This window comes from Pseudomonas sp. PAMC 25886, assembly GCF_000242655.1.
GTDB lineage: Bacteria > Pseudomonadota > Gammaproteobacteria > Pseudomonadales > Pseudomonadaceae > Aquipseudomonas.
On the sequence record NZ_AHHC01000045.1, the window covers coordinates 221,350 to 243,742 of the forward strand.

A 22,393-nucleotide genomic window follows, 5' to 3' on the forward strand; every position below is an offset into this window, starting at 1 on the left:
ATGACAGCGCTCAACGATTTAACCGCCCTGCAAGCCAGCATCGCCGAAAGCGTACTGGGCCAGGACCAGGTGATCCGGCAGATCCTCATCGGCCTGCTGGCCAACGGTCACTTGCTGCTGGAAAGCCTGCCGGGGCTGGCCAAGACCCGTACGGTCAAGGCCCTGGCCCGGCACCTGGATGCAAAGATGAGCCGTATCCAGTTCACCCCCGACCTGCTGCCCTCGGACATCACCGGCGCCGAAGTGCTGCACCAGGTGGACGGCCAGAACCAGATCCGCTTCCAGCCCGGCCCCTTGTTCGGCAACCTGATTCTCGCCGATGAAATCAACCGCGCCCCGGCCAAGGTCCAGGCGGCGTTGCTCGAAGCGATGGAAGAACGCCAGATCACCGTGGCCGGTGCCAGCCACCCGCTGCCCGAGCTGTTTATCGTGGTCGCCACCCAAAACCCCATCGAACAGGAAGGCACTTATCCGCTGCCGGAAGCGCAGATGGACCGGTTCCTGATGAAAGTCCTGCTGGACTACCCCAGCGCCGACAACGAAAGCCAGGTGCTGCGCCTGCTGCGCGAAGAAGAACAGCACGCAGCCACCGCAGCGACCCAGGGCTTCACCCTTGCCCCCGAGGTGATCTTTGCCGCACGCAAGGAAGTCAGCGCGATCCAGGTGTCCCCCGCCATCGACCGCTACCTGATCGACCTGATCAACGCCACCCGCCATCCCGCCGACTACGACGCCGACCTGGCGCGCTGGATCAGCCTCGGCGCCAGCCCCCGTGGCGGCATCGGCCTGGACCGCGCCGCCCGCGCCGATGCCTGGCTGCAAGGCCAGGCCTTCGTCACCCCGGACAACGTGCGCACGGTGGCGCATCCGGTGCTGCGCCACCGCCTGCAATTGAGCTACGACGCGGTGGCCGATGGCGTCACCGCCGACCAGGTGCTGGACCGCTTGCTGGACAAAGTGGCGATACCGGCATGAACGCCGACGGCCTGGTCTATGTGTCCCTGGGGCAGTTGATGGCCTTGCAGTTCCAGACCCGCGGCCTGAGCTTTGTCGCGCGCCAGCCCCAGGGCAGCATCCTCGCCGGCAACCATGCTTCACGGCTGCGCGGGCGCGGCCTGAACTTCGATGAGCTGCGCCGCTACCAACCCGGCGATGACCTGCGTCACCTGGACTGGCGTGCCTCGCTGCGCACCGGCAAACCGGTGGTCCGCACCTTTACCGAAGAGCGCGACCGCCCGGCGCTGATCGTGGTCGACCAGCGCATGTCGATGTTTTTTGGCTCGGTGCGCAGCTTCAAATCCGCCATCGCGGCAGAGTTGGGCGCGCTGGCGGCGTGGATGGTGTTCAACGCCGGCGACCGGGTCGGCGGCCTGGTGTTCAACGATGAACGCATCGACCGCGTGGCACCGTTGCGCAGCCGCAAACGTGTGGAAACGCTGTGCAGCCGGATCGTCGAACAGAACGCCACCCTGAGCGCCTCCAACCCGGACCACGAAGCCGACGGCCAACTCGACAAGGTGCTGCAACAGTGCCTGGCGCTGGCCGGGCATGACCATTTGATCTGCATCGTCAGTGACTTCGCCGGGGCCGGTGAGCGCACCCTGCAATTGATGCGGCAGCTGTCGGCCCACAACGACGTGATCGCCCTGCAGGTCTACGACCCGCTGGCGCTGAACGTGCCGGACAGCGGGCACCTGATGGTTACCCAGGGCCAGTTGCAGGTCGAACTGGCGGTACAGAAACGCCAGGTGCGCCAGCCGTTGGGCGACTTTCTCGGTGGCCGCCTCAAGGACGTCGCCAGCCTGCTGCGCCGCAGCCAGGTGCCGTTGTTGATGATCAGCACCGCGCTGCCCGCCGTTGACCAACTGCGCGATGAACTGGGCCGGCGCGCGGGAGCGCGGCGATGAACAGCCATGTGCCGAGCATCGAACAGCTCAAGGAGATGGGCTTGCCTGCCCCGATCAGCTATTGGCCGCAGACCTGGGGCTGGTGGGCGCTGCTGGGGTTGCTGGCAATTGCCTTGCTGGCGCTGGGCATCCGCGCCTGGCTGCGCTGGCGGCGCAATGCTTATCGCCGCGAAGCCTTGGCGCGCCTCAACGCGCTCGACGACCTGCGCGAATTGCCCGAACTGCTCAAGCGTGTAGCCCTGTCGATGCCCCTTGCGCCGCAGGAGCACCAGCGCGTGCCGACCTTGAGCGGCGCCGACTGGCAGGCGTTCCTGCTGCGCCATGCCGGTGCCCCGCTGCCGGAGGATTTCAGCCGCCAACTGGCAAGCCTTGCGTATGGCTCGGCGGACGTTTCCGGCGCCCAGCGGGAACAGCTGTTGGCCCAGTGCAAAGCCTGGGTGGAGCATCATCATGTGGCAGCTTGATTACCCCTGGCTGTTGCTGCTGCTGCCGCTGCCGTGGCTGGCCTACCGTTACCTGCCGGAATACCGCGAAGCCCGCAGCGCCGTGCGCGTGCCGTTCTTTGCCAGCCTCAGCCGGGCTGTCGGCCAGACGCCGGCAGCCAGCGGCATCCGCACCAACCGCCGGCAACTGCTGCTCAACCTGCTGGTCTGGGCGTTACTGGTGCTGGCCATCGCCCGTCCGGTGTGGATCGAAAAACCCATCGAACGCCAACAGCCGGTCCGTGACTTGATGCTGGCCATCGACATTTCCCAATCCATGGAAACCCAGGATTTCACCGACACCAACGGCCAGAAGATCAACCGCCTGGCAGCCGTCAAACAAGTGGTGCACGGTTTTATTCAGCGCCGCAAAGATGACCGCATCGGCCTGATCCTGTTTGGCAGCGGCGCCTACCCCCAGGCGCCATTGACCCTCGACCATGCCAGCCTGTCGCTGCTGCTGGACGACAGCGGCATCGGCATGGCCGGGCCCAACACCGCGATTGGCGATGCGATCGGCCTGAGCCTGAAACTGCTGGACCAGGCCCATGAGCAAGAGAAAGTGCTGATCCTGCTCACCGATGGCAACGACACCAGCAGCGCGATCCCGCCGGACCATGCGGCGTCGATGGCGGCCGCCAAGGGCGTGGTGATTCATACCATCGGCATTGGCGACCCTGACGCCTCGGGTGAAGCCAAGGTCAACCTCAGCGCCCTGCAACAGATTGCCGACGCCACCGGTGGACGGTATTTCCGCGCGGAAAACCGCAACACCCTGGACCAGGTGTACGCCACCCTCGACCAGATCACCCCGCACCAGGTGAACACCCTGAGCCACCAGCCCAAGCGTGACCTGTTCTGGATGCCCCTGGCGGCGGCCATTGGCGTACTGGCGCTGTATCACGTGATCGCCGCGTTGTGGCCGCACCTGAGCCAGCGTCATCGGGAGGCCCGCGATGGAACTCAACCTCAGTGACTTCCACTTCCTGCGCCCGGCCTGGCTGCTGCTGGGGTTGTTCGGCTTGTTGCTGCCGTTGCTGTGGCGCCGCAGCAAGGACTTGCAACGTTGGCTGCGGGGCAATATCGCGCCTCATCTGTTGCCGCATTTGCTGCTCACGCCGACGGACCCTCATCGCCTGCGGCCGGTGCACCTGGCCAGCGCCTTGCTGGTCCTCGGCGCGCTGGCCAGTGCGGGCCCCACCTGGGAACAGGACCGCCCCGACTTCCTGGAAAACCGCGCGCCGCTGATCATCGCCCTCGACCTGTCGCCGTCCATGGACACCGCCGACGTGCCGCCTACCCGGCTACAGGCCGCCAAGCACAAGCTGCAAGACCTGGTACAGCGCCGTCAGGGTGCGCGCACTGCATTGATGGTGTACGCCGGCAGCGCACACCTGGTATTGCCGCCAACTGACGACCCGGCGCTGCTGGACAGCTTTATCCAGGCCCTGGCCACCGACCTGATCAGCAAGCCCGGGCGGGATGTGGCCGGGGTGATCGACCAGGCCAAGCGTTTGCTGGCGGCCGAAAAGGCCCCAGGCAGCCTGTTGCTGATCACCGATGGCGCCGACCTCGCGCAGTTGCCGCAGCTCAAGCAACACCTCGCAGACAGCCCGTTGCAGGTGCTGGTACTGGCGGTCGGGGTGAATTTCGACGCCGGCGCGTTGAAGCAACTGGCGGCCGCCACCGACGCACCACTGGGCAGCCTGACCCTCAACGATGACGATCTGGACTGGGTTGAGCTGCACGCCCAACAGCACTTCCAGAGCGCCGACGAACAACAGCGCAACCTGCAATGGAAGGACGCCGGCTATTGGCTGTGCTGGCCGCTGCTGCTGTTGGCGTTGTTCAGTGTGCGCCGGGGCTGGAGCCTGAACTGGATGGCGGTGCTGGTGCTGGGGGTGTGCCTGCAACCGGCACCCGCCGAGGCCAATGCCCTGACCGACGCCTTCTTCACCCGCGACCAACAGGGCCGCTGGGCCTTCGAGCACCATCACTACCCCGCCGCTGCCGCACTGTTTGTCGACCCTTACTGGAAAGGCATCGCCGCCTACAACGCCGCCGACTACGACCTGGCCCTGACCACCTTTTCCCAGCTCGACACCCCGCAGGCCGCGTTCTACCGGGGCAATATCCACGTACGCCGCTTCAAGTTCGACGATGCCATCGCCGCCTATCAACAAGCCCTCCAGCAACAACCGCAGTTCCCCGAAGCCAGCGCCAACCTGGCCCTGGCATTGGCACTGAAAAAGGACACCGAAAACGCCTCGGACAACGCCCCCGAGGTCAAACCCGATGCAGTCAAGTTCGACAAGGCCGCCGGCAAGGGCAAGAGCAAGACGATCCAGACCGAACAGGCGAGCAACGATGCGTTGTGGTTGCAGAACCTGACCACTTCCCCGGCGAACTTCCTGCGGCGCAAGTTCAGCCTGCAAGACCAGGGAGCCCAGCCATGAACCGTCTCTGCTGGCTGTTGCTGCTGGCCGCGAGCCCGTTATGGGCGGTCGAACCGCAACTGAGGGTGCAGGCGCAATTGGTGCCGGGCAACAACGTGGTGGTGGGCGAGCAGGTGCAACTGCAGGTCGATGTATTGACCGACAGTTGGTTCACCGCCGCCGCCAGCCTGCCGCCGCTGCAACTGAACGGTGCGCGGGTGCAGGCGCCGGACGGTGAGTCCGAGCACCTGAACCAGGTGATCGAGGGCAAGACCTTCTACGGCATGCGCTACCGCTACCGCATCACACCGGCCGTGGCCCAGACCTTTACCATTCCGGCGCTGACGGTGCAGGCCCAGCCCGGTCAAGCCAGTGCCCCCTTGAGTGCGCAGACTGCACCGCTGTCGTTCCAGGCCACCCAGCCGCCGGGGTTCGATCCCGGAGAAAGCGTGTTGGTGGCCGAGGGTTTGCGCCTGACCCAGACGGTCAGCACCCCACCGCTCAAGGTCGGCGACACCCTCACCCGCACGCTCACCCTGCAAGCCGACAACACCCCCGGCCTGTCCCTGCCGCCGCCTGACCAAGCGCAGGTAAAAGGCCTGCGCCGCTACCCGCAGTCGCCGGTCATCAGCAACCTGGATGATGGGCGCGGCAACATCAGCGGCGGCCAGCGCATCGACCGGCTGGTGTACCGCGTCGAGCAAGCCGGCAAATACACACTGCCCGCCATCAGCGTGAAATGGTGGGACAGCCGCAACCATCGCCTGCAAATCACCCGAGTGCCTGAGGTCACCCTCGAGGCAACAGCGGCGAGCGCCTACACTCCGGCATTTTCCATCGCCGAAGACCTCAAGCAGCTCGGCCAACACAGCCGCTGGCAGTTGTCGCGCCACGGGTTGGCCTGGGGCTCTGCGTTGGTGGTGCTGGTGCTGGCGGCGTACCTCGTACATGGCATCTGGCCACGTATTCCGCCGCTGTGGCGACGTGGCTGCGAGGCATTGCGCTGGCTGTTTCGTCGACTACGCTTGCTACCACTGAACCCCCGTCGCGAAAAGGATTTCCCATGACGTCCCTCCGTTCTGTCCTGCCCCTTCTCCTGCTTATCAGCCTGCCTGCCCTGGCCACCGACCCGCTGCCCTCGTGGAACGACGGCCCGAGCAAAAAACACATCATCGAATTCGTCCAGGCCGTCACTGCCGAAGGCTCCCGGGACTACGTAAAACCGGCCGAGCGCATCGCCGTATTCGATAACGACGGCACGCTGTGGACCGAACAACCGGCGTACTTCGAGGTGCTGTTTGCCTTCGACGAAATCAAGCGCATGGCCCCCCAGCACCCGGAGTGGAAAACCACCCAACCGTTCAAGGCCGTGCTCGAAAACGATCACCAGGCCCTGGCCCAAAGCGGCATGGAAGGCCTGCTGAAAATCATCGGCGCGACCCATACCGGCCTCACCACCGACGCGTTCATCGACAACGCCAAAACCTGGCTCGCCCAGGCCCGCCACCCGAAAACCGGCAAGCCCTACACCGAGATGATCTACCAGCCGATGCTGGAAATGCTCGACTACCTGCGCAGCCAGCAATTCAAGACCTACATCGTTTCCGGCGGCGATACCGCCTTCATGCGCGCCTTTGCCGAAGTGGTCTACGGCGTGCCACCGGAACAGGTGATCGGCTCCAACTTTGTCACCGCCTTCCAGATCAAGGACGGCGCCCCGCAGGTACTGCGTACCGCCAAGCTTGCCCACAACGACGATGGCCCGGGCAAACCGGAAAGCATCGATTCGATCATAGGCCGCCGGCCGGTCCTGGCTTTCGGCAACTCCGACGGCGACCTGCAAATGCTCCAGTGGACGGCCGCAGGCCCGGGCAAGCGCTTCATGGGCCTGGTGCACCACACCGACGCCAAGCGCGAGTGGGCCTATGACCGAAATTCATCGATCGGGCGCCTGGACAAGGCGCTGGATGAAGCAAAGACAAAAGGCTGGAACGTGGTGGACATGGCGACCGAATGGAACCGTATCTACCCCTTCGAGCCGGCTGTGCAAAAGCAGGTGCAATAAGAAAAGACGTCGCGATGGACTGTAATAAACGTTGGTCGCAGGCAATGCGACTCAAGCCGAGAAAGGAGCAAGTCATATGACTCGCAGATGCAAGTGGCTACCGAAGCTCGCCCTGGTGGCGGCCTCGGTGATGGGGATCTCGGCGTTAGCCGGGGCCGCCGAAAAACCCAATATCCTGGTGATATTCGGTGATGACATCGGGCAAACCAATATCAGCGCGTACTCAATGGGTGTGGTGGGCTACAAGACCCCGAACATCGACCGTATCGCCAAAGAAGGCATGATGTTCACCGATTACTACGCGGAGAACAGCTGCACCGCCGGGCGCTCATCCTTTATCACAGGCCAGACGCCGTTGCGCACAGGCTTGTCCAAGGTGGGGATCCCGGGTGCGCCGGTAGGCCTGCAAAAACGCGACATCACCATCGCCCAGGCGCTTAAAGGGCTGGGCTATTCCACCGGGCAATTCGGCAAGAACCACCTGGGGGACAAGGATGAATACCTGCCCACTAACCACGGTTTCGACGAGTTCTTCGGCAACCTTTACCACCTCAACGCCGAAGAAGAGCCGGAGCGTCCGTACTGGCCCAAGGATGACGCCGAGTTCGTCAAAGCCAACACCCCGCGCGGCGTGATCCACAGCTTCGCCGACGGCAAGATCGAAGACACCGGCGCCCTGACCGCCAAGCGCATGGAGACCATCGACGACGAAACCACGGCCGCCGCCCAGGCGTTCATCAAGAAACAGGCCGAAGCCAACAAACCGTTCTTCGTGTGGATGAACACCACGCGCATGCACGTGTTCACCCATGTGCGTGACTCGATGAAGGGCCAGAGCGGCATGCCCGGCAACGAATACGCAGACGGCATGCTGGAGCACGACGGCGATGTGGGCAAACTCCTGCAAACCCTCGACGACCTGAAAATCGCCGACAACACCATCGTGGTCTACACCACCGACAACGGGCCGAACCAGTTCTCGTGGCCGGACGCGGCCACCACGCCGTTCCGCAACGAGAAAGACTCCAACTGGGAAGGCGCCTACCGGGTGCCGGCGATCATTCGTTGGCCAGGCAAGATCAAGCCCGGTGAAGTCTCCAACGAAATGGTCTCGGGCATGGACTGGTTCCCTACCCTGCTGGCCGCCGCGGGTGACGCGGACGTGAAAGACAAGCTGCTCAAGGGCTGGGCCCCGACCGCTGGCGGCAGCAACTTCAAGGTGCACCTGGACGGTTACAACCAACTGCCCTACCTGACCGGCCAACAGCCCAAAGGCGCACGTCACGAGTTCTTCTACTTCAACGACGACGGCGCGCTGGTGGCCGTGCGTTTCGACAACTGGAAAGTGGTGTTCGCCGAACAGCGCCAGCCGGGCGGTTTCCGGGTGTGGAGCGAACCGTTCGTGCAACTGCGGGTGCCGAAGATCTTCAACCTGAGGATGGACCCGTATGAACGGGCGGATGTGGTGTCTGACCAGTACTACGACTGGAGCACCAAAAACGTCTACCTGGGTGCAGTGGCGGTGACCAAATCGGCGAAGTTCCTCGAGACCTTTATCGAGTACCCGCCGAGCCAGAAACCGGCCAGCTTCAGCATCGACCAGATCCGCGCCGCCGTGGACAAGAAGATTGATGAAAAAATGAAGGCTAACCCGGCGCAATAGCCGTTGAGCGCCGTTCTCGCGAGCGGCGCGTAACCTGTGGCGAGGGGGCTTTTCCTGTGGCGAGGGGGCTTGTCCCCCGTTGGGCTGCGCAGCAGCCCCAATAAGCTGACCGCGGTGCTTCAGGCAGCACTTCGTTGCATGCTTTGGGGCCGCTTCGCAGCCCAACGGGGGGCAAGCCCCCTCACCACAACAAGCCCCCTCACCACAACAATCTCTTTCGCCACATTTTGATCCGTGTTCCCTACAAGGCTATTTTCAATGTCGTCACGCACCGCCAGCAAACCCGCTGCACTGGCTCACACGTCCACCACCCTGATCCCCGCCCTGCTGCTGTTCATCTCCGGCATGGCCGCGCTGGTGTACCAGGTGTTGTGGATCAAGCAACTGTCGCTGGTCGTGGGGGTGGAGGTGTACGCCATCACCACCGGCATCAGCGGATTTTTTGCCGGGCTGGCGCTGGGTGGCTTGCTGTTCGGACGCTGGGCGGATCGCCTGTCGCGACCGCTGCTGCTGTATGCAATCCTCGAAATTCTTGTCGCCGTGCTCGGCGTGGGCGCCACTGTCGCCCTAAGCATGGCGGCCAGCCCGTTTGCCTGGCTGGAGCAACATATCGGCCTGCTGGCCTGGGTGCTGCCGTTTGTACTGGTGGGCATTCCGGCGCTGCTGATGGGCGGCACCTTGCCGGTGCTGGTGCGCTCGCTGGACATCGACCCCAAAGCCCTGGGCCAGGCCGGCGGCCGCCTGTACGCGGCCAACACGGCGGGAGCGATTGCCGGCACCCTGCTCACCGCCTTCGTGCTGATCGCCACGTTTGGCGTGCGCGGCAGTGCCCTGGTGGCCGCGATGCTCAACCTGCTGGCCGCCGTCGGCGCGCTGCTGTATGTGCGACAGCACACGCCCGCGCCGTTAACCCACACCCATGACACCCAGCCAGCGCGCCTGGCTCTAGTCCTCTACGCGATCGCCGGCGGCGTGGCCCTGGGTTATGAGGTGGTGTGGTCGCAATCCATCGTGCAATTCATGAGTACCCGCACCTATGCGTTTGCGGTGGTGCTCGCCACCTACCTGGCCGGGCTGTTCATCGGCAGCCAACTGATGGCGCGCCGGGTGGAACGCATCCGTGATCCCTGGGGCGTGTTCGGCCTGCTGATCGCCGGTGCCGGGCTGGTGGCCCTGCTGGAAATCGCCCTGCTGGGCCGCTGGCTGGTGCTCCTGCAAACCCAGGCCGAAGCCCTGGTGCTGAGCCTGGGCGGCGCCGAACTGCCCGGCATGAGCGCGCGCTTTGCAGTGGCAGCGCTGTGCATCGTGTTTGTACCGACCCTGTTGCTTGGCGCGGCGTTTCCCCTGGCCCTGCGCTTGAGTGTGGGCAGCCAACACGTCGGGCGGGATGTGGGTGCGGTGGTGGCGTTCAATACGCTGGGCGGGATTGTCGGGGTGATGCTCTGTGGTTTTGTGCTGATTCCCTGGCTGGGGCTGGTGCGTACCCTCGGTTTGCTGGCGGTGGTTGCCGGTGCCGTCGGTTACATGGCCGTACGCCGTGGTCACGGGGTGAAGAAAGGCCGGCGCCAGGCGGTGGTCGCCCTCGGTTTGCTGTCACTGGCCGTGGCGCTGCTGACCCCGGTGGACCGCCTGGCCAAGTTGCTGCCCGGGGCGCGCAATGCGAGCCTGGCGTTTTATCAGGAAGGCCGTGGCGCCACCGTCGCCGTGGTCACCCAGGGCCAGGGCGCGCGGAGCTTTCAGCGCCTGTACATCCAGGGTGTGTCCAACACCGGCGACGCCATGCCGTCCCTGCGCTATATGCGTATCCAGGCGCTGCTGCCACTGCTGATTCACACCGGCGAACCGCGTTCGGCGCTGGTGATCGGCTTCGGCACCGGAATTACCGCCGGGGCCTTGTTGCGCTATCCCGGGCTGGAACACCGGGTGGTGGCCGAGTTGCTGCCATCGGTGATCCAGGCGGCGCCGCTGTTCAAGGGCAACTTCAATGCAGCCGCTGACCCGGGCGTGGAGGTGCGCCTGCGGGACGGTCGCCAGGAACTGCTGCGCAACCCGCAGGCCTACGACCTGATCACCCTCGAACCACCGCCGCCGTCGGCAGCCGGCGTGGTCAACCTGTATTCCCGCGACTTCTACCAACTGGCCGCCCGGCGCCTGGAAAAAAACGGCCTGCTGGCCCAGTGGCTACCGTTGCCGACGCAAAACATCGAGGACTCGCAGTCGCTGGTGCGCAGTTTCCTCGACGTGTTCCCGTACGCGACGCTGTGGACCAGTGAGTTCCACGAAATGCTGCTGGTGGGCTCCATGGCGCCCATCACGCTGGATGCCACACGGATTCGCCAGCGCTTTGAGCAACCCACCGTCAGCAGCGCCTTGGGCGATGTGGGCATCGATTCGGCCGCCACCCTGCTCGCCACCTGGGTCACCGACCGCCAGGGCCTGGAGCGTTTTGCCGGGAGTGCGTTACCGGTCACCGACGACCAGCCGCGCATCGAATACGCCCCCTGGGTACGCAGCAAGGAAATCGCCCGGGTGCTGCCAGCGTTGCTGGACTTGCGTGTACCGGCGCCACTGTTGAATGCAGACCCGGCGTTCGCACGCACGCTGGCCAGCGAGCAACAACGCCTGATGCAGTTCTATCGTGCCAGCCTGCATGCCTACGACGGCGACCGTGCCGCCTGGGGCCGGGATATCCAGGCGGTGTTGCAACAAGACAGCGCCAACCCTTACTACCGCTGGTTTATAGGCCAATAGTTTCACCCTGCCGCCGCAGCGGAGTGACGACTGCCTGCCACTGCGCTGCAACGTCGGGTTCACCTGTGAGGCTTAACCCTTTTTAAGCTTCAGGTACGACTGATGCAGGTCCGAAGCCCAGCCGTCGATGACGCTCTTCACGTCATCGGCCTTCATCACCTGGGAGTCGTTCGACAACGGCTTGCCGGTGCCTTTGCGCACGACCTGGGCGACTACTTTGCCGCTGTCGCCATCGAGGAACTGGGCTTCGGTGCCCAGGGTGGTTTCCTGGTCACGAATGCCGGTGCCGGTGCTCACCGCTGCGGCCACCAGGGCCACGGGAATGTACTCATACGGCTTGAGGCTTTCGGTCTTGCTGCTGACGGCCGTGATCGCCGCCCGCACCACGATCACGCCCGGGCCAGGCCCGTTGGCCAGTGGCAGGGATTTTTCCAGCTCACGCTTGAGCGCCTGGTTGTAGTAGGTGTTGATGCCCTGCAAGGTGCTGTCCGGAATCTTGGTGGTGGCTTGCGGCTTGGGGTAGTACTGGGTGGGCTCGATGTACACCGCGGTATACCGGCTCAGGTTCAGGTCGGGATCTACCCAACGCATTACCTCAGCGCCTGACGGTGACTTGGCCTCCTTCAGGTGGCTGTAGTCGGAGAGAAACCCGGAGTATTCATCCGGCTGCGTCACCTTGCTGGAACACCCCACCACCCCGATCGAGGCAATGCACACCGTGCCGATCATTAGTCCTAGCTTCATCGTCGAACTCCCTGGCTGTCATCGAAGGAACACTGAGCTGTAGGTATAGCCAACTCTGGAAAAATCGCCCGCCCCGCGTGGCAGGTTGGGAGCTATTTCACAGCACGGATTTGACAGGCATGCGCTCAACGTCAAAGCTGCACGAAGCTTAAGCGCGCCGTTAGAGCGTCAATGCATCGGACATCGGAAGTCGTAATGCCCAAGCCTGACCATAAAGCCGTACCTCACCGTGATTCATCCAGCCGTTACCTGTACCCCGTCGTGATCGCCCTGTTGCTGTTGGCCATGGCCGGGATCTGGTTTTTCCTCCAGTCCAGTACGCCCACGCTGCCGGTGCCGCCCCCTGCGCCCGTGGCCAAGCCGGTGGCCGTTGTGCCGGCGGCGGCAATGGTCGATGAGCAGCAATGCCAGGGCTGCCACCAGGATCAGGTCAAGGACTGGCAAGGCTCGCACCACCAGTTGGCAATGCAGGCGGCCACGCCCGAGACGGTGCCAGCCGACTTCAACGATGTGTCGTTCAGCAGCGAAGGCGAGACCACCCGGTTCTCGCGCCGGGGCGATGAATTCTGGGTCCACACGCCCGGTGCCGACGGCAAGGCTGCGGACTTCAAGGTGGCCTATACCTTCGGCATCGCACCGTTGCAGCAGTACCTGATCGAGGTTGGTGACGGGCGCCTGCAAGCCCTGGGCGTGGCCTGGGATACGCAGAAAAACCGCTGGTTCCACCTCTACCCCGGCCAGGGCGTGAACTTCAAGAACCCGCTGCACTGGAGCAAACCCAGCCAGAACGCCAACTTCATGTGCGTGGAATGCCACACCACCGGCTACAAACGCAATTTCGACGTCGCCAAAAACAGCTTCGACAGCCAGTGGAACAGCCTGGGCGTTGGCTGCCAGGCGTGCCATGGCCCGGCGTCGAACCACGTGGCGTGGGCGGCGAAAAAAGGTGACCTGCTGCACGCAGGCTTTGCCGTGGACCTGAAAGACAAGGACGCCACCGTCGAGATCGAAACCTGCGCCCGCTGCCACGCCCGCCGCGCTCCGCTGGGGGAAGGCTATACCGTCGGCAAGCGCCTGATGGACGACTACCTGCCCAGCGTCCTGACCCGCGAGCTGTATGCGCTGGACGGCAAGATCAAGGATGAAGTGTTCGAACACGGCTCCTTTGCCCAAAGCAAAATGGCGGACAAGGGTGTGCGCTGCAGCGACTGCCACAACCCCCACAACGCCGAGCTGAAGGCGCCAGGCAATGGCGTGTGCCTGCAATGCCACAACACCGCAGGCAAAACTGCCGTGGCCACGGTGGACGGTCGCGGGTTGCAGGCCAAGAATTACGACTCCCCGGAACATACCCGCCACGCGGCCGGCGAACCGGGTTCGTTCTGTGTCGATTGTCATATGCCCGGCAAGTTCTACATGGGCAATGACTTTCGGCATGACCATAGCTTCAGCATTCCGCGGCCCGGGGACAAGGTCAGCGAGCAGTTCAAGCTCTGGAGTGCCAGCGAGCCCGAGCATGCGCCGCGTTACGCCGAGAGCATGGTGTTGATCCGTGGCGGTCAGCCGGGGGCGGCGCAGGCCTTGTATGACCAACTGGCCCGCAACAACCTGCCGGCGATCCAGCGCGCGACATTACTCGCCGAACTGCCCAACTACCCGAGTGAACAGGCGCTGAAACTGGCGACCCGGGACCTCGGCAACCCGGCGCCGCAAGTGCGCGAGAGCGCGGTGCGGGCGATCAGCGCGTTTCTGCCGCCGCCTGAGCGGGTCGCTTTGTATGGGCCGCTGCTCCGGGACCCGGTGCTGGCGGTTCGGATCATCGCCGCCCGGGACCTGTTGAGCGCCGCCGGGCAAGGCCTTGGGCCGGCCTGGGACAAGGCGATCGTGGAATACGAAAACGTGCAGTTGAGCTTGCTGGAGCGGGCCGAAGCCAACCTCAACCTGGCGATGCTGTATCAGGCCAGCGGTCGGGGCGACAAAGTGGAAGCGCAGTTGCGTACCGCGCTGCTGCGCGACCCGGATTTCTTCCCGGCGCTGGTGACCCTGGCGCAGTGGCTGGAGGCCAATGGTCGCGCCCAGGAGGCGCGCACGCTGATCGCGGACAACCTCAAGCAGCACCCGCAGGCGCCACTGTTGCAGCACACTCAGGGGCTGATGCTGATTCGCGCCGGGGACACGGCCAACGCCATGCCGCATCTGCGCGAGGCTGCGCGCCTTGAGCCGGCGAACCCGCAATACACCTACGTGCTGGCGGTGGCGCTGCATGACAGCGGGCAGGTGGACCAGGCCTGTGAGCAGCTGGAAAAACTGCTCGCGTTGCAGCCGTATAACCGCAATGCGCGGCTGTCGCTGATCCAGTATTACCTGGAGAACGGAAAAGAGCCCAAGGCACAGGTGGTGATGCAGTCGTGGAAGAAGCTTAACCCTGGAGACCCGGCATTGAAGTAACTCAGCCCGGGGCGGCCCCCTATTAACAGTCTTTGACACTTTCCCGACAAAGCTCACAAAGACGCATGGACGGGCCGCCCCTAGCATTCGAGCATCCAAACCACCCCTCGGGTGCTCATCATGTTTCGCACTTTGCGCAGTATCCCGCTGCTGGGTTGCCTGCTGGGCAGCATCGGCTGCCATGGCCAGCCACCGGCCCCGCCGCCCATCCCCAAAGGCGACTACAGCGCAATCATCCGCTACCTGCAAAAACGCATCCCCGTTGAAATGGCCAGGCAAGGCACCGCCGGCCTGTCCATCGCCCTGGTCAACGGCCAGGAACTGATCTGGGCCCAAGGGTTTGGCGTTGCCGACAAAACCCTGGGCAAACCGGTCACCCCCAACACCGCCTTCCGCGCCGGTGCCCTCTCCAAACTGCTCACCGCCACCGCCGCCCTGCAACTGGTGGAGCAACAGCGGCTGGACCTCGACGCCCCGATCCAGGACACCCTGCGGGAATTCTACGTACGCTCGCGCTTTCACTCCGACCAGGCCGCCGCCGACCGCGACATCACCCTGCGCCGCCTGCTCAGCCACCAGTCCGGGCTGCCCAGTGAACACCTGCGGGACGTGCGCAACACCTTCGCCATGGGCCAGATGCCGATGCGCATTTCCGGGGTGTGGCTGAGCACGCCACCGGGCACCCAGGTGGCCTACTCCAACCTCGGCTACGCCCTGGCCGGCGCTGCCATCGAGCGCAGCAGCGGGCAAGACTTCGAAACCCGGTTGCAAAGCAGCCTGCTCAAGCCGCTGGAGATGAACCAGTCGAGCTTCGTCGGTACCGGCACGCAACCGGGCTTCCGCGCACGGGGTTATGAAGACGGCATTGCCAGCGCCGACGCCCAGGTACGCGACCTCGCCGCCGGTGGGTTGTGGACCAGCCCCAAAGACCTCAGCCACTACGTGCGCATGCTTTTTGCCCGGGGCCTCTACAAAGACAAACAGGTACTGGGCAGCCCGTCGATTGATGAAATGTTCACCCGACAAAACACCGGCAACGCCCTGGATTTCGACTGCCAGATGGGCCTGGGATGGTTTCTCGCGCCCTGCGGTGACGAGCCGGTGGCCCCGGGCATCCGCACCTATCAGCACAGTGGTGGCGGCGACGATTTCGCTGCGCAACTGACAATGCTGCCGGACCAGCAACTGGCCGTGATCGTGATGGCCAACGACAGCAACGCCGAAGAGCTGGTGGTGTCCCTGACCACCGACACCCTGCGCCTGATGCTTCAGGCCCAGACCGGCAACCCGGTGTGCGCCGATAACTGCCAGGAACCCACCCACGGGCTGAAAATTCGCCAGGTGCCCGCTGCCATCGACCGCACGCGCCTGGCCGGTTTCTATGCCACGGCCTGGGGCGTGTTCCGCATCAAGGACGAAAACGGCAAGCTGTATGGCGAGTTGGCCGACACCCGTTTCGAACTGCTGCGCGACGGCCAGGGCTGGCTGCGGGCACAGCAGAAGTTCCTGGGTTTCTGGCTCAAGGACCTCGGCGAGTTGGGCCGCGTACAGCTGGATGTGGTGACAGTGCAAGGCCGCCAGATGCTCACCGCCCGCAGCCACGGCCAGCGGGTGCCGGTGGGCGAACGTATCGAACCGACGCCTCTGAGCAACGCCTGGGCCGACACCATCGGCACCTATCAGGTGCTCAACACCCATGAGCCCGACGCGCCCTTGAGCGGCATCAGCGTGCGCCTGGAAAACGGCTTCCTGGTGATCCGCGGCCAACTGCATGACGAGCCACTCACCGACTACATCCTGCTGCCCGTGGACAACGCCCACGCGGTACTGGCCGGCAACGGCTATGGCCTGGGCGACACCGTGAGCCGCCAGGTCAACGGCCTGAGCGCCTCCGGCTACCACTTCAAACGTACCGATTCTCCCCACAACCCCTTGAGCCTCTGACCTCACATGAAGACCCTCCTGCGTTCAAAACCCCTGTGCCTGTCCCTGACGTCACTGTGCCTGCTGGCCAGCGCCGACACCCTGCGGGCCGAAGATTGGGAATACACCCTCAAGGCCGGCGTGGCCAACCTGCCCCGCTACAGCGGCAGCGACGAGCGGGTGACCGCGCCGGTGCTGGGGGCGGCCATCGTCAGCCCGTGGGGGATTTTCCTCGACACCGACAAGGGCCTGGGCTGGGGGTATGACGGCGGCGGCGCGAGTTTCAGTGCCTACGTCGGCGCCAGCAGCTCACGCAAGGACGAGAGCAAAAGCGGCCGGCCGGGCTCGAAGAAACTCAAGGGCATGGGCGAGATCAAGACCCGCGCTCAGGTGGGTGTCAGTGGTAGCTATAACCTGGGCGGGGTGATTATCGGCGCGACCCTGGAACATGCGCTGAAGGAGGACGATCACAAGGATTCCGGCAAGGCCTTCACCCATCTGGAGCTGAGCCTGGGCACCAACCTGTATGACGGCGACTACGGTTCGCTGGACGCCAGCCTCAGCAGCCATTTTGGCGACAGCAACTACATGCAGACCTGGTACGGCGTCACCACCGGCCAGGCCGCGCAGAGTCGCTTCAAGGCCTACAAGGCCAGCGGCGGCAATATCAGCAACGGCATGAATGTGGTGTGGAGCTTGCCGATCAGCGAGCACACCAAATTCTCGACGTTGCTGGATGTGCAGTACCTGGCCGACAAGGCCGGCCAAAGCCCGATTGTGGAGAGACGCTTGCAGACGTCGGTGATGGGGATGGTCGAGTACACCTTCTAATTGGGTAACCCAATCAATAATGTGGGAGCTGGCTTGCCTGCGATGCAGGCACCTCGGTCTTTCAGTGAGACTGAGGTGATGCTATCGCAGGCAAGCCAGCTCCCACATCTGTTCTCCATCGTTCCTCACTCGTTACTCCACATACGCCCACGTCATCCGGAACGACGCCCCGCCCCACTCCGAGTCCAGCACTTCAACCTGCCCGCCATGCCACTGGCACACGCGCTGCACCAGTGCCAGGCCCAGGCCGAAGCCGCCGGTACGGCGGTCGCGGCTGGCATCCAGGCGCAGGAACGGTTCGAAAATCTTCGCCCGCCCTTCCACCGGCACGCCCGGGCCGTCGTCATTCACCCGCACTTCATAGCCGGCACCAAACTTCACCAGTGACACTTCCACGCGCCGGTCGGCGTAGCGAATCGCATTGCGCAACAGGTTGATCACCGCCCGCGCCATAAAGCGCGGCTCGATGCGGATGTAGTCGACTTCGCAGGTGCGCAGCAACAACTGCACCCCTTCCGCCTCGGCCTCCAGGGCGACGCTGCCAATCACGCTGTCGAGCCAGCTGTGGGCCTCGATGCTTTCCCGGGTGATCTGCGTGGCGCCACGCTCCAGGCTGGCGTAGGTCAACAGCTCCGAGACCATTTCTTCCAGCTCGCCGAGGTCGGCGTACATGTCCTCGATCAGCGCGCGGCTTTGCCGTGGGTCGGCCTGTTGCTTGAGCTGGTCCAGTTCAAACGACAACCGCGCGATCGGCGTGCGCAGCTCGTGGGAGACCGCGTTGGTCAACTCGCGCTGATTGGCGATCAGGCTTTCGATGCGCTCGGCCATCTGGTTGAAGTGCCCCGCCAGCTCGCGCACCGTGGAGCGGCGCGGCAGCAGGATGCGTGAGCCGAGGTCGTTGTCGCCGAAACGTTGCGCCGCCAGGCGGATGTGCTCCAGGTCGCGCCAATGGGGCCGAACCCAGAAATACAAAACAATCGCCAGGCACAGTCCGAGGAAACCGTACGCCCACATGTACAGCCACTTGGGTTCTTCCGGCAGTTTGATTTCGAGCATTTGCGGGCCGCCATCGATATCCACCAGGAACTCCATGAAGTCCCCCCGCACCAACAACTGCCCGGCGGCCAGCAACTGTTTCTCACGCTCGGTCATCGCCAGTTGGTCACGCTGTACCAGCGCCAGGCGCAGCCCATAGTGCGGTTGCAGTTCGGCCAGGCGTGCGGCCCGGGCGTCCCCTTTCACCGGGCGCAATTGCTCCACCAGCCCATACGCCGGGCCGCGCAGGGCCTCGCGGTTGTAGGTTTCGTTGGCCTCCGGCAGCAGCTCGTCAAAGGTGTAGTTCACCAGCCAGATTGCCCCGGCCAGGCCAATGGCCAGGATGATATACAGACGCAGAAACAGCCGTAACATCTAGACCTCCCACGCAAACGGATTGAACAGGTAGCCCTTGCCCCAGATGGTCTTGATGCACACCGGTTCCCGGGGGTTGTCGTTGAGCTTGCCGCGCAGCTTGCTGATGTACACGTCGACGCTGCGGTTGAGCCCGTCGAAGGCGATCCCGCGCATGCGGTTGAGAATGTCATCGCGGGAGAGGATCTTCCCGGCAGAGCTTGCCAGCAACCACAGCAATTCGAATTCCATGGTGGTGAGGTCGATCTTCTCGCCGCCCAGGCTGACTACCCGGCAACTGCGGTCGATGGCCAGCCGGCCGAACTCAAGGGAGCCGCGCACGGTGGGTTCCGGGGTCTGGCGGCGTTGCAGGGCACGCAGGCGGGCCAGCAGCACCGGCGGTTTGATCGGTTTGATCACGTAGTCGTCGGCGCCGGACTCCAGGCCGAGGATATGGTCCAGGTCGTCTTCCTTGGCGGTAAGGATCACGATAGGCGTGTCGGACACGTTACGAATTTCGCGGCACACATGCAGGCCGCTCTGGCCCGGCAGCATCAGGTCGAGCACGACGATCTTGGGCTTGAACTCCAGGAAAGCCGCCAGTGCCAGGTCGCCCCGGTGCACCGCCAACACCTCGAAGCCATGCTGGGACAGGAAATGGGCAATCAGCCCTGCCAGCTTCTGATCGTCCTCCACGAGCAAGACCTTGCCGAGACCCAAGTTATCCATAAATTTCCAGTGCACGCGCGGATTGAAGTGTGCGCATTATAGGTGGCAAGCTGGTCAACTAAAGCAGCTGGCCATCACTGGCCGACGAAGCTTCATGCTTTTAAGAGTTTTTAACAAATAGCCTGCAATCTTTAACGCCATCACAGGGAGTTGTATGCGCAAGGATTACCTGGCGTTCTTCATGTCGTTGTTCCTGTCCCGCCTCGCTGACCAGATTCTGTTGTTCATCGTGCCGTTGATCGTGTTCCAGACCACCAACAGTGTGTCCTGGGCCGGCCTCGCGTTTTTCGTCGAATCTTTGCCGCGTTACCTGTCGTTCCCGGTGTGCGGGGCGTTGTGCGACAAATATCCCGCCGTGCGCATCCTGCATATCAGCCAGGTTTACCGGGCACTGGCCTGTGTGGCGGCGGTGCTGCTGTACGGAATGTTCGACGGGATTTACTGGATCGTCATCCTTTCGGCCCTGTGCGGCGTGTTGACCACCCAGGGCATCATGGCCCGGGAAGTGTTGCTGCCGCATATCTTCAAGCATTACAGCTATGCCAAGACCTTGTCCTATTCGCAGATTGCCGACCAGACCGGGCTGGTGCTGGGCCCCCTGGTGGCGGCGCTGATGCTGGAGGTGTGGGCGTGGCACTGGGTGGTCATGGGGATTGCCGGGTTGTTCCTGCTGGCAGACCTGGCCATGGGCATCTGGCAACGCAACACCACCGTCAATCTGGAGACTTTCGAGCAACACAATGACATCTGGCTGCAACCGCTGCGTATCGCCTTCGGGCATATCCGCGACCTGCCGGAGTTGAAAAAGATCATTGCCCTGGCGGTGGGCGTGAACCTGATCATCGGCGTGACCCTGGCGACCTCCGCCGCGATGATCATCGGCCAATACGCCGCCGGCAAAGACACCTACGCCGGATTGCAGGCGGCGGGCGCGGTGGTGACCATTGTCATTCTGTTCTACCTGGCGCGTGCGTCCCTGCCGCTCAAGGTACTGGGCGGTTTGTCGTATTCGATGATTGCCGTGGGGGCGCTGATCACCGCCATCAGCCCCAACGTATGGGCGTATACCCTGGGCTTCCTGCTGGTGACCGGTTTCGACAAGATGTTCAACGTGTACATCCGCAGCACCCGCCAACGGGTGATCCCGGTCCGGGACTTCGGCAAGACGGTGGGTGTATTGACCTTGCTCAACAACCTCTCGCAGCCAGTGGCCGGGTTGTTGATTGCGCTGCTGGCGGCGCCGCTGGGGACGCAGACGGTGATCCTGCTGCTGGCCGGGATCACCGCATTGATCGGTGCAGCGGTCGCGTCAGGCTGGCACGCCACTGTGAAAGCGGAACTCGACGTCCGGTGACTCGATCAGCTCCTGCTCGGCGGCGCGCACCCGGTCGATGACCTGGGCAATGTCCTTGGCATCGCCGTACTGGTAAGCCAGTTTCAGGTAACCCTGGAAATGCCGGGCCTCGCTTTTCAGCAGGCCGAAGTAAAACTTGCCGAGTTCTTCGTCCAAATGCGGCACCAGTGCTTCGAAACGCTCGCAACTGCGGGCTTCGATAAACGCACCGACCACCAGGGTGTCCACCAGCTTGACCGGTTCATGGCTGCGCACCACTTTGCGCAAACCCGACGCGTAGCGGCCGGCAGACAACTGGCGCAGCTCGATCTTGCGCTTCTTCATCAGGCGCATGACTTGCTCATGGTGCACCAGTTCTTCACGGGCCAGGCGCGACATCAGGTTGATCAGGTCGACATGGGAATGGTACTTGGCGATCAGGCTCAAGGCGGTGCTGGCGGCCTTGAATTCACAGTTCTTGTGGTCGATCAGCAAGGTTTCCTGGTCGGCCAACGCGGCCTGGACCCAGCCGTCGGGGGTGCGGCAACCGAGGAATTCGTGGATTTCTGGCAGGTTCATCGGGCTCACGGGCAAAGAATCACAAAAAGGGCCGCGATTATACCGACCACGCCGCAGACCGCCAGCCACCGGGCTTGATGTGCATCAACATGACGTGTGCCGGGCAGCAACTATAGTTGTTCCACGCCCACCTTTTTTGGAGAACCCGACCATGCAAGCCATCCGCAGCATCCTGGTGGTCATCGAGCCCGAGCATTCGGAAAGCCTGGCCCTCAAGCGCGCCAAGCTGATTGCCGGGGTAACGGGGGCGCACCTGCATTTGCTGGTGTGCGACAAAAAGCACGAGCATTCGGCGATGTTGAGCCTGCTCAAGGCGGGTTTGCAGGAGGATGGCTACAGCGTCACCACCGAACAGGCGTGGAATGACAGCTTGCATGAAACCATCATCGACGTGCAGCAGGCCGAGGGTTGTGGGTTGGTGGTCAAGCAGCACTTTGCTGACAGCCCGCTGAAAAAAGCACTGTTGACGCCGGCGGACTGGAAGCTGATGCGTTACTGCCCTACGCCCGTTCTGCTGGTGAAAACCTCCAGACCGTGGGCGGGCGGGGTAATTTTGGCGGCCATCGACGTGGGGAATTCCGATGCCGAGCACCAGGCTCTGCATAATTCGATCATTGATCACGGGTTTGATATCGCCAGCCTGGCCAAGGCGCAGTTGCATGTGATCAGTGCGCATCCTTCGCCGATGCTGTCGGCGGCGGATCCGGTGTTTCAGCTCAAGGAGACGATCGAGGCGCGGTATCGTGAGCAGTGCAAGGCGTTTCAGGCGGAGTTTGATATTGATGACACCCACCTGCATATCGAGGAAGGGCCGGCGGATGTGTTGATTCCTCATGCGGCGCACAAGTGGCAGGCGGCGGTGACCATTATCGGTACGGTGGCGCGGACCGGGATTTCCGGGGCGTTGATCGGGAATACGGCGGAGGTGGTGCTGGATGCGGTGGACAGTGATGTGTTGGTGCTTAAGCCGCAGGAGTTGATGGATCATCTGGAAGAGCTGGCTAATGGGTGAGGCTTTTGGGGGGGCATATCCGTTTTTTGGGTGATGGCTTCGATGGGTTCCGCTCTTACAGCGGGTCACTTTTGAAAGGAGCCCAAAAGTAACCAAAAGGCT

General features: G+C 63.4%; 18 protein-coding genes. 14 read left to right on the plus strand and 4 right to left on the minus strand.

Annotation, left to right across the window (positions count from 1 at the left end):
• The 9 genes from MUM_RS0115030 (at position 1) to MUM_RS0115070 (ending at position 11,303) form a co-directional block, all read left to right on the plus strand.
• Complete coding sequence (locus tag MUM_RS0115030) at positions 1–975, plus strand: AAA family ATPase (protein WP_010171123.1); 975 nt, start codon at positions 1–3, stop codon at positions 973–975.
• Positions 972–1,907, plus strand: coding sequence for a DUF58 domain-containing protein (locus tag MUM_RS0115035; RefSeq protein ID WP_010171125.1), 936 nt, complete (start codon positions 972–974; stop codon positions 1,905–1,907). Before MUM_RS0115030 ends, MUM_RS0115035 begins: the two co-directional genes overlap by 4 nt.
• On the plus strand, positions 1,904–2,371 hold the full coding sequence (locus MUM_RS0115040) for a DUF4381 domain-containing protein (protein WP_010171127.1): 468 nt from the start codon (positions 1,904–1,906) through the stop codon (positions 2,369–2,371). The genes MUM_RS0115035 and MUM_RS0115040 overlap by 4 nt, the downstream gene beginning before the upstream one ends.
• Positions 2,358–3,365, plus strand: coding sequence for a vWA domain-containing protein (locus MUM_RS0115045; protein WP_010171129.1), 1,008 nt, complete (start codon positions 2,358–2,360; stop codon positions 3,363–3,365). The genes MUM_RS0115040 and MUM_RS0115045 overlap by 14 nt, the downstream gene beginning before the upstream one ends.
• Positions 3,346–4,845, plus strand: coding sequence for a vWA domain-containing protein (locus MUM_RS0115050; RefSeq protein ID WP_010171131.1), 1,500 nt, complete (start codon positions 3,346–3,348; stop codon positions 4,843–4,845). Before MUM_RS0115045 ends, MUM_RS0115050 begins: the two co-directional genes overlap by 20 nt.
• Positions 4,842–5,891, plus strand: a complete 1,050-nt coding sequence (locus MUM_RS01000000132565) for a BatD family protein (RefSeq protein WP_010171133.1) — start codon at positions 4,842–4,844, stop codon at positions 5,889–5,891. The genes MUM_RS0115050 and MUM_RS01000000132565 overlap by 4 nt, the downstream gene beginning before the upstream one ends.
• Positions 5,888–6,889 (plus strand): HAD family hydrolase, encoded by a 1,002-nt coding sequence (locus MUM_RS0115060; RefSeq protein ID WP_010171136.1) that lies wholly within the window; start codon positions 5,888–5,890, stop codon positions 6,887–6,889. Before MUM_RS01000000132565 ends, MUM_RS0115060 begins: the two co-directional genes overlap by 4 nt.
• 76 nt (positions 6,890–6,965) lie before the next feature.
• A complete protein-coding gene (locus MUM_RS0115065; protein ID WP_010171139.1) occupies positions 6,966–8,552 on the plus strand; it encodes an arylsulfatase in 1,587 nt (528 codons plus the stop codon).
• Between the two features lie 258 nt (positions 8,553–8,810).
• Complete coding sequence (locus MUM_RS0115070) at positions 8,811–11,303, plus strand: fused MFS/spermidine synthase (RefSeq protein ID WP_010171141.1); 2,493 nt, start codon at positions 8,811–8,813, stop codon at positions 11,301–11,303.
• A gap of 72 nt (positions 11,304–11,375) precedes the next feature.
• On the opposite strand, the gene MUM_RS0115075 is transcribed toward MUM_RS0115070, so the two are convergent.
• Positions 11,376–12,047: a DUF3313 domain-containing protein gene (locus tag MUM_RS0115075; protein ID WP_029615918.1), complete on the minus strand. Its 672-nt coding sequence runs from the start codon at positions 12,045–12,047 to the stop codon at positions 11,376–11,378.
• A 195-nt stretch (positions 12,048–12,242) separates the two neighbouring features.
• On the opposite strand from MUM_RS0115075, the gene MUM_RS0115080 reads away from it, so the two are divergent.
• The 3 genes from MUM_RS0115080 (at position 12,243) to MUM_RS0115090 (ending at position 17,249) form a co-directional block, all read left to right on the plus strand.
• A complete protein-coding gene (locus tag MUM_RS0115080; protein ID WP_010171145.1) occupies positions 12,243–14,495 on the plus strand; it encodes a tetratricopeptide repeat protein in 2,253 nt (750 codons plus the stop codon).
• A gap of 120 nt (positions 14,496–14,615) precedes the next feature.
• The gene (locus MUM_RS0115085) at positions 14,616–16,439 is read left to right on the plus strand and encodes a serine hydrolase domain-containing protein (RefSeq protein ID WP_010171147.1); all 1,824 of its coding nucleotides are present in this window, start codon (positions 14,616–14,618) and stop codon (positions 16,437–16,439) included.
• A gap of 6 nt (positions 16,440–16,445) precedes the next feature.
• Complete coding sequence (locus MUM_RS0115090; RefSeq protein WP_010171149.1) at positions 16,446–17,249, plus strand: MipA/OmpV family protein; 804 nt, start codon at positions 16,446–16,448, stop codon at positions 17,247–17,249.
• A gap of 132 nt (positions 17,250–17,381) precedes the next feature.
• Here the strand turns inward: MUM_RS0115090 and MUM_RS0115095 are convergent, their stop codons facing one another.
• Together MUM_RS0115095 and MUM_RS0115100 are read right to left on the minus strand one after the other, a co-directional pair.
• Positions 17,382–18,659, minus strand: coding sequence for an ATP-binding protein (locus MUM_RS0115095; protein WP_010171151.1), 1,278 nt, complete (start codon positions 18,657–18,659; stop codon positions 17,382–17,384).
• A complete protein-coding gene (locus MUM_RS0115100) occupies positions 18,660–19,367 on the minus strand; it encodes a winged helix-turn-helix domain-containing protein (protein ID WP_010171153.1) in 708 nt (235 codons plus the stop codon).
• Between the two features lie 154 nt (positions 19,368–19,521).
• Between MUM_RS0115100 and MUM_RS0115105 the strand changes: the two genes are divergently transcribed.
• Positions 19,522–20,721: an MFS transporter gene (locus MUM_RS0115105; protein ID WP_010171155.1), complete on the plus strand. Its 1,200-nt coding sequence runs from the start codon at positions 19,522–19,524 to the stop codon at positions 20,719–20,721.
• On the opposite strand, the gene MUM_RS0115110 is transcribed toward MUM_RS0115105, so the two are convergent.
• On the minus strand, positions 20,677–21,279 hold the full coding sequence (locus MUM_RS0115110) for a tRNA-(ms[2]io[6]A)-hydroxylase (RefSeq protein WP_008431008.1): 603 nt from the start codon (positions 21,277–21,279) through the stop codon (positions 20,677–20,679). The genes MUM_RS0115105 and MUM_RS0115110 overlap by 45 nt on opposite strands.
• A 151-nt stretch (positions 21,280–21,430) precedes the next feature.
• Here MUM_RS0115110 and MUM_RS0115115 point away from each other — a divergent pair, with 151 nt between their 5' ends.
• Positions 21,431–22,291, plus strand: coding sequence for a universal stress protein (locus MUM_RS0115115; protein ID WP_010171159.1), 861 nt, complete (start codon positions 21,431–21,433; stop codon positions 22,289–22,291).
• Positions 22,292–22,393: the final 102 nt, after the last annotated feature.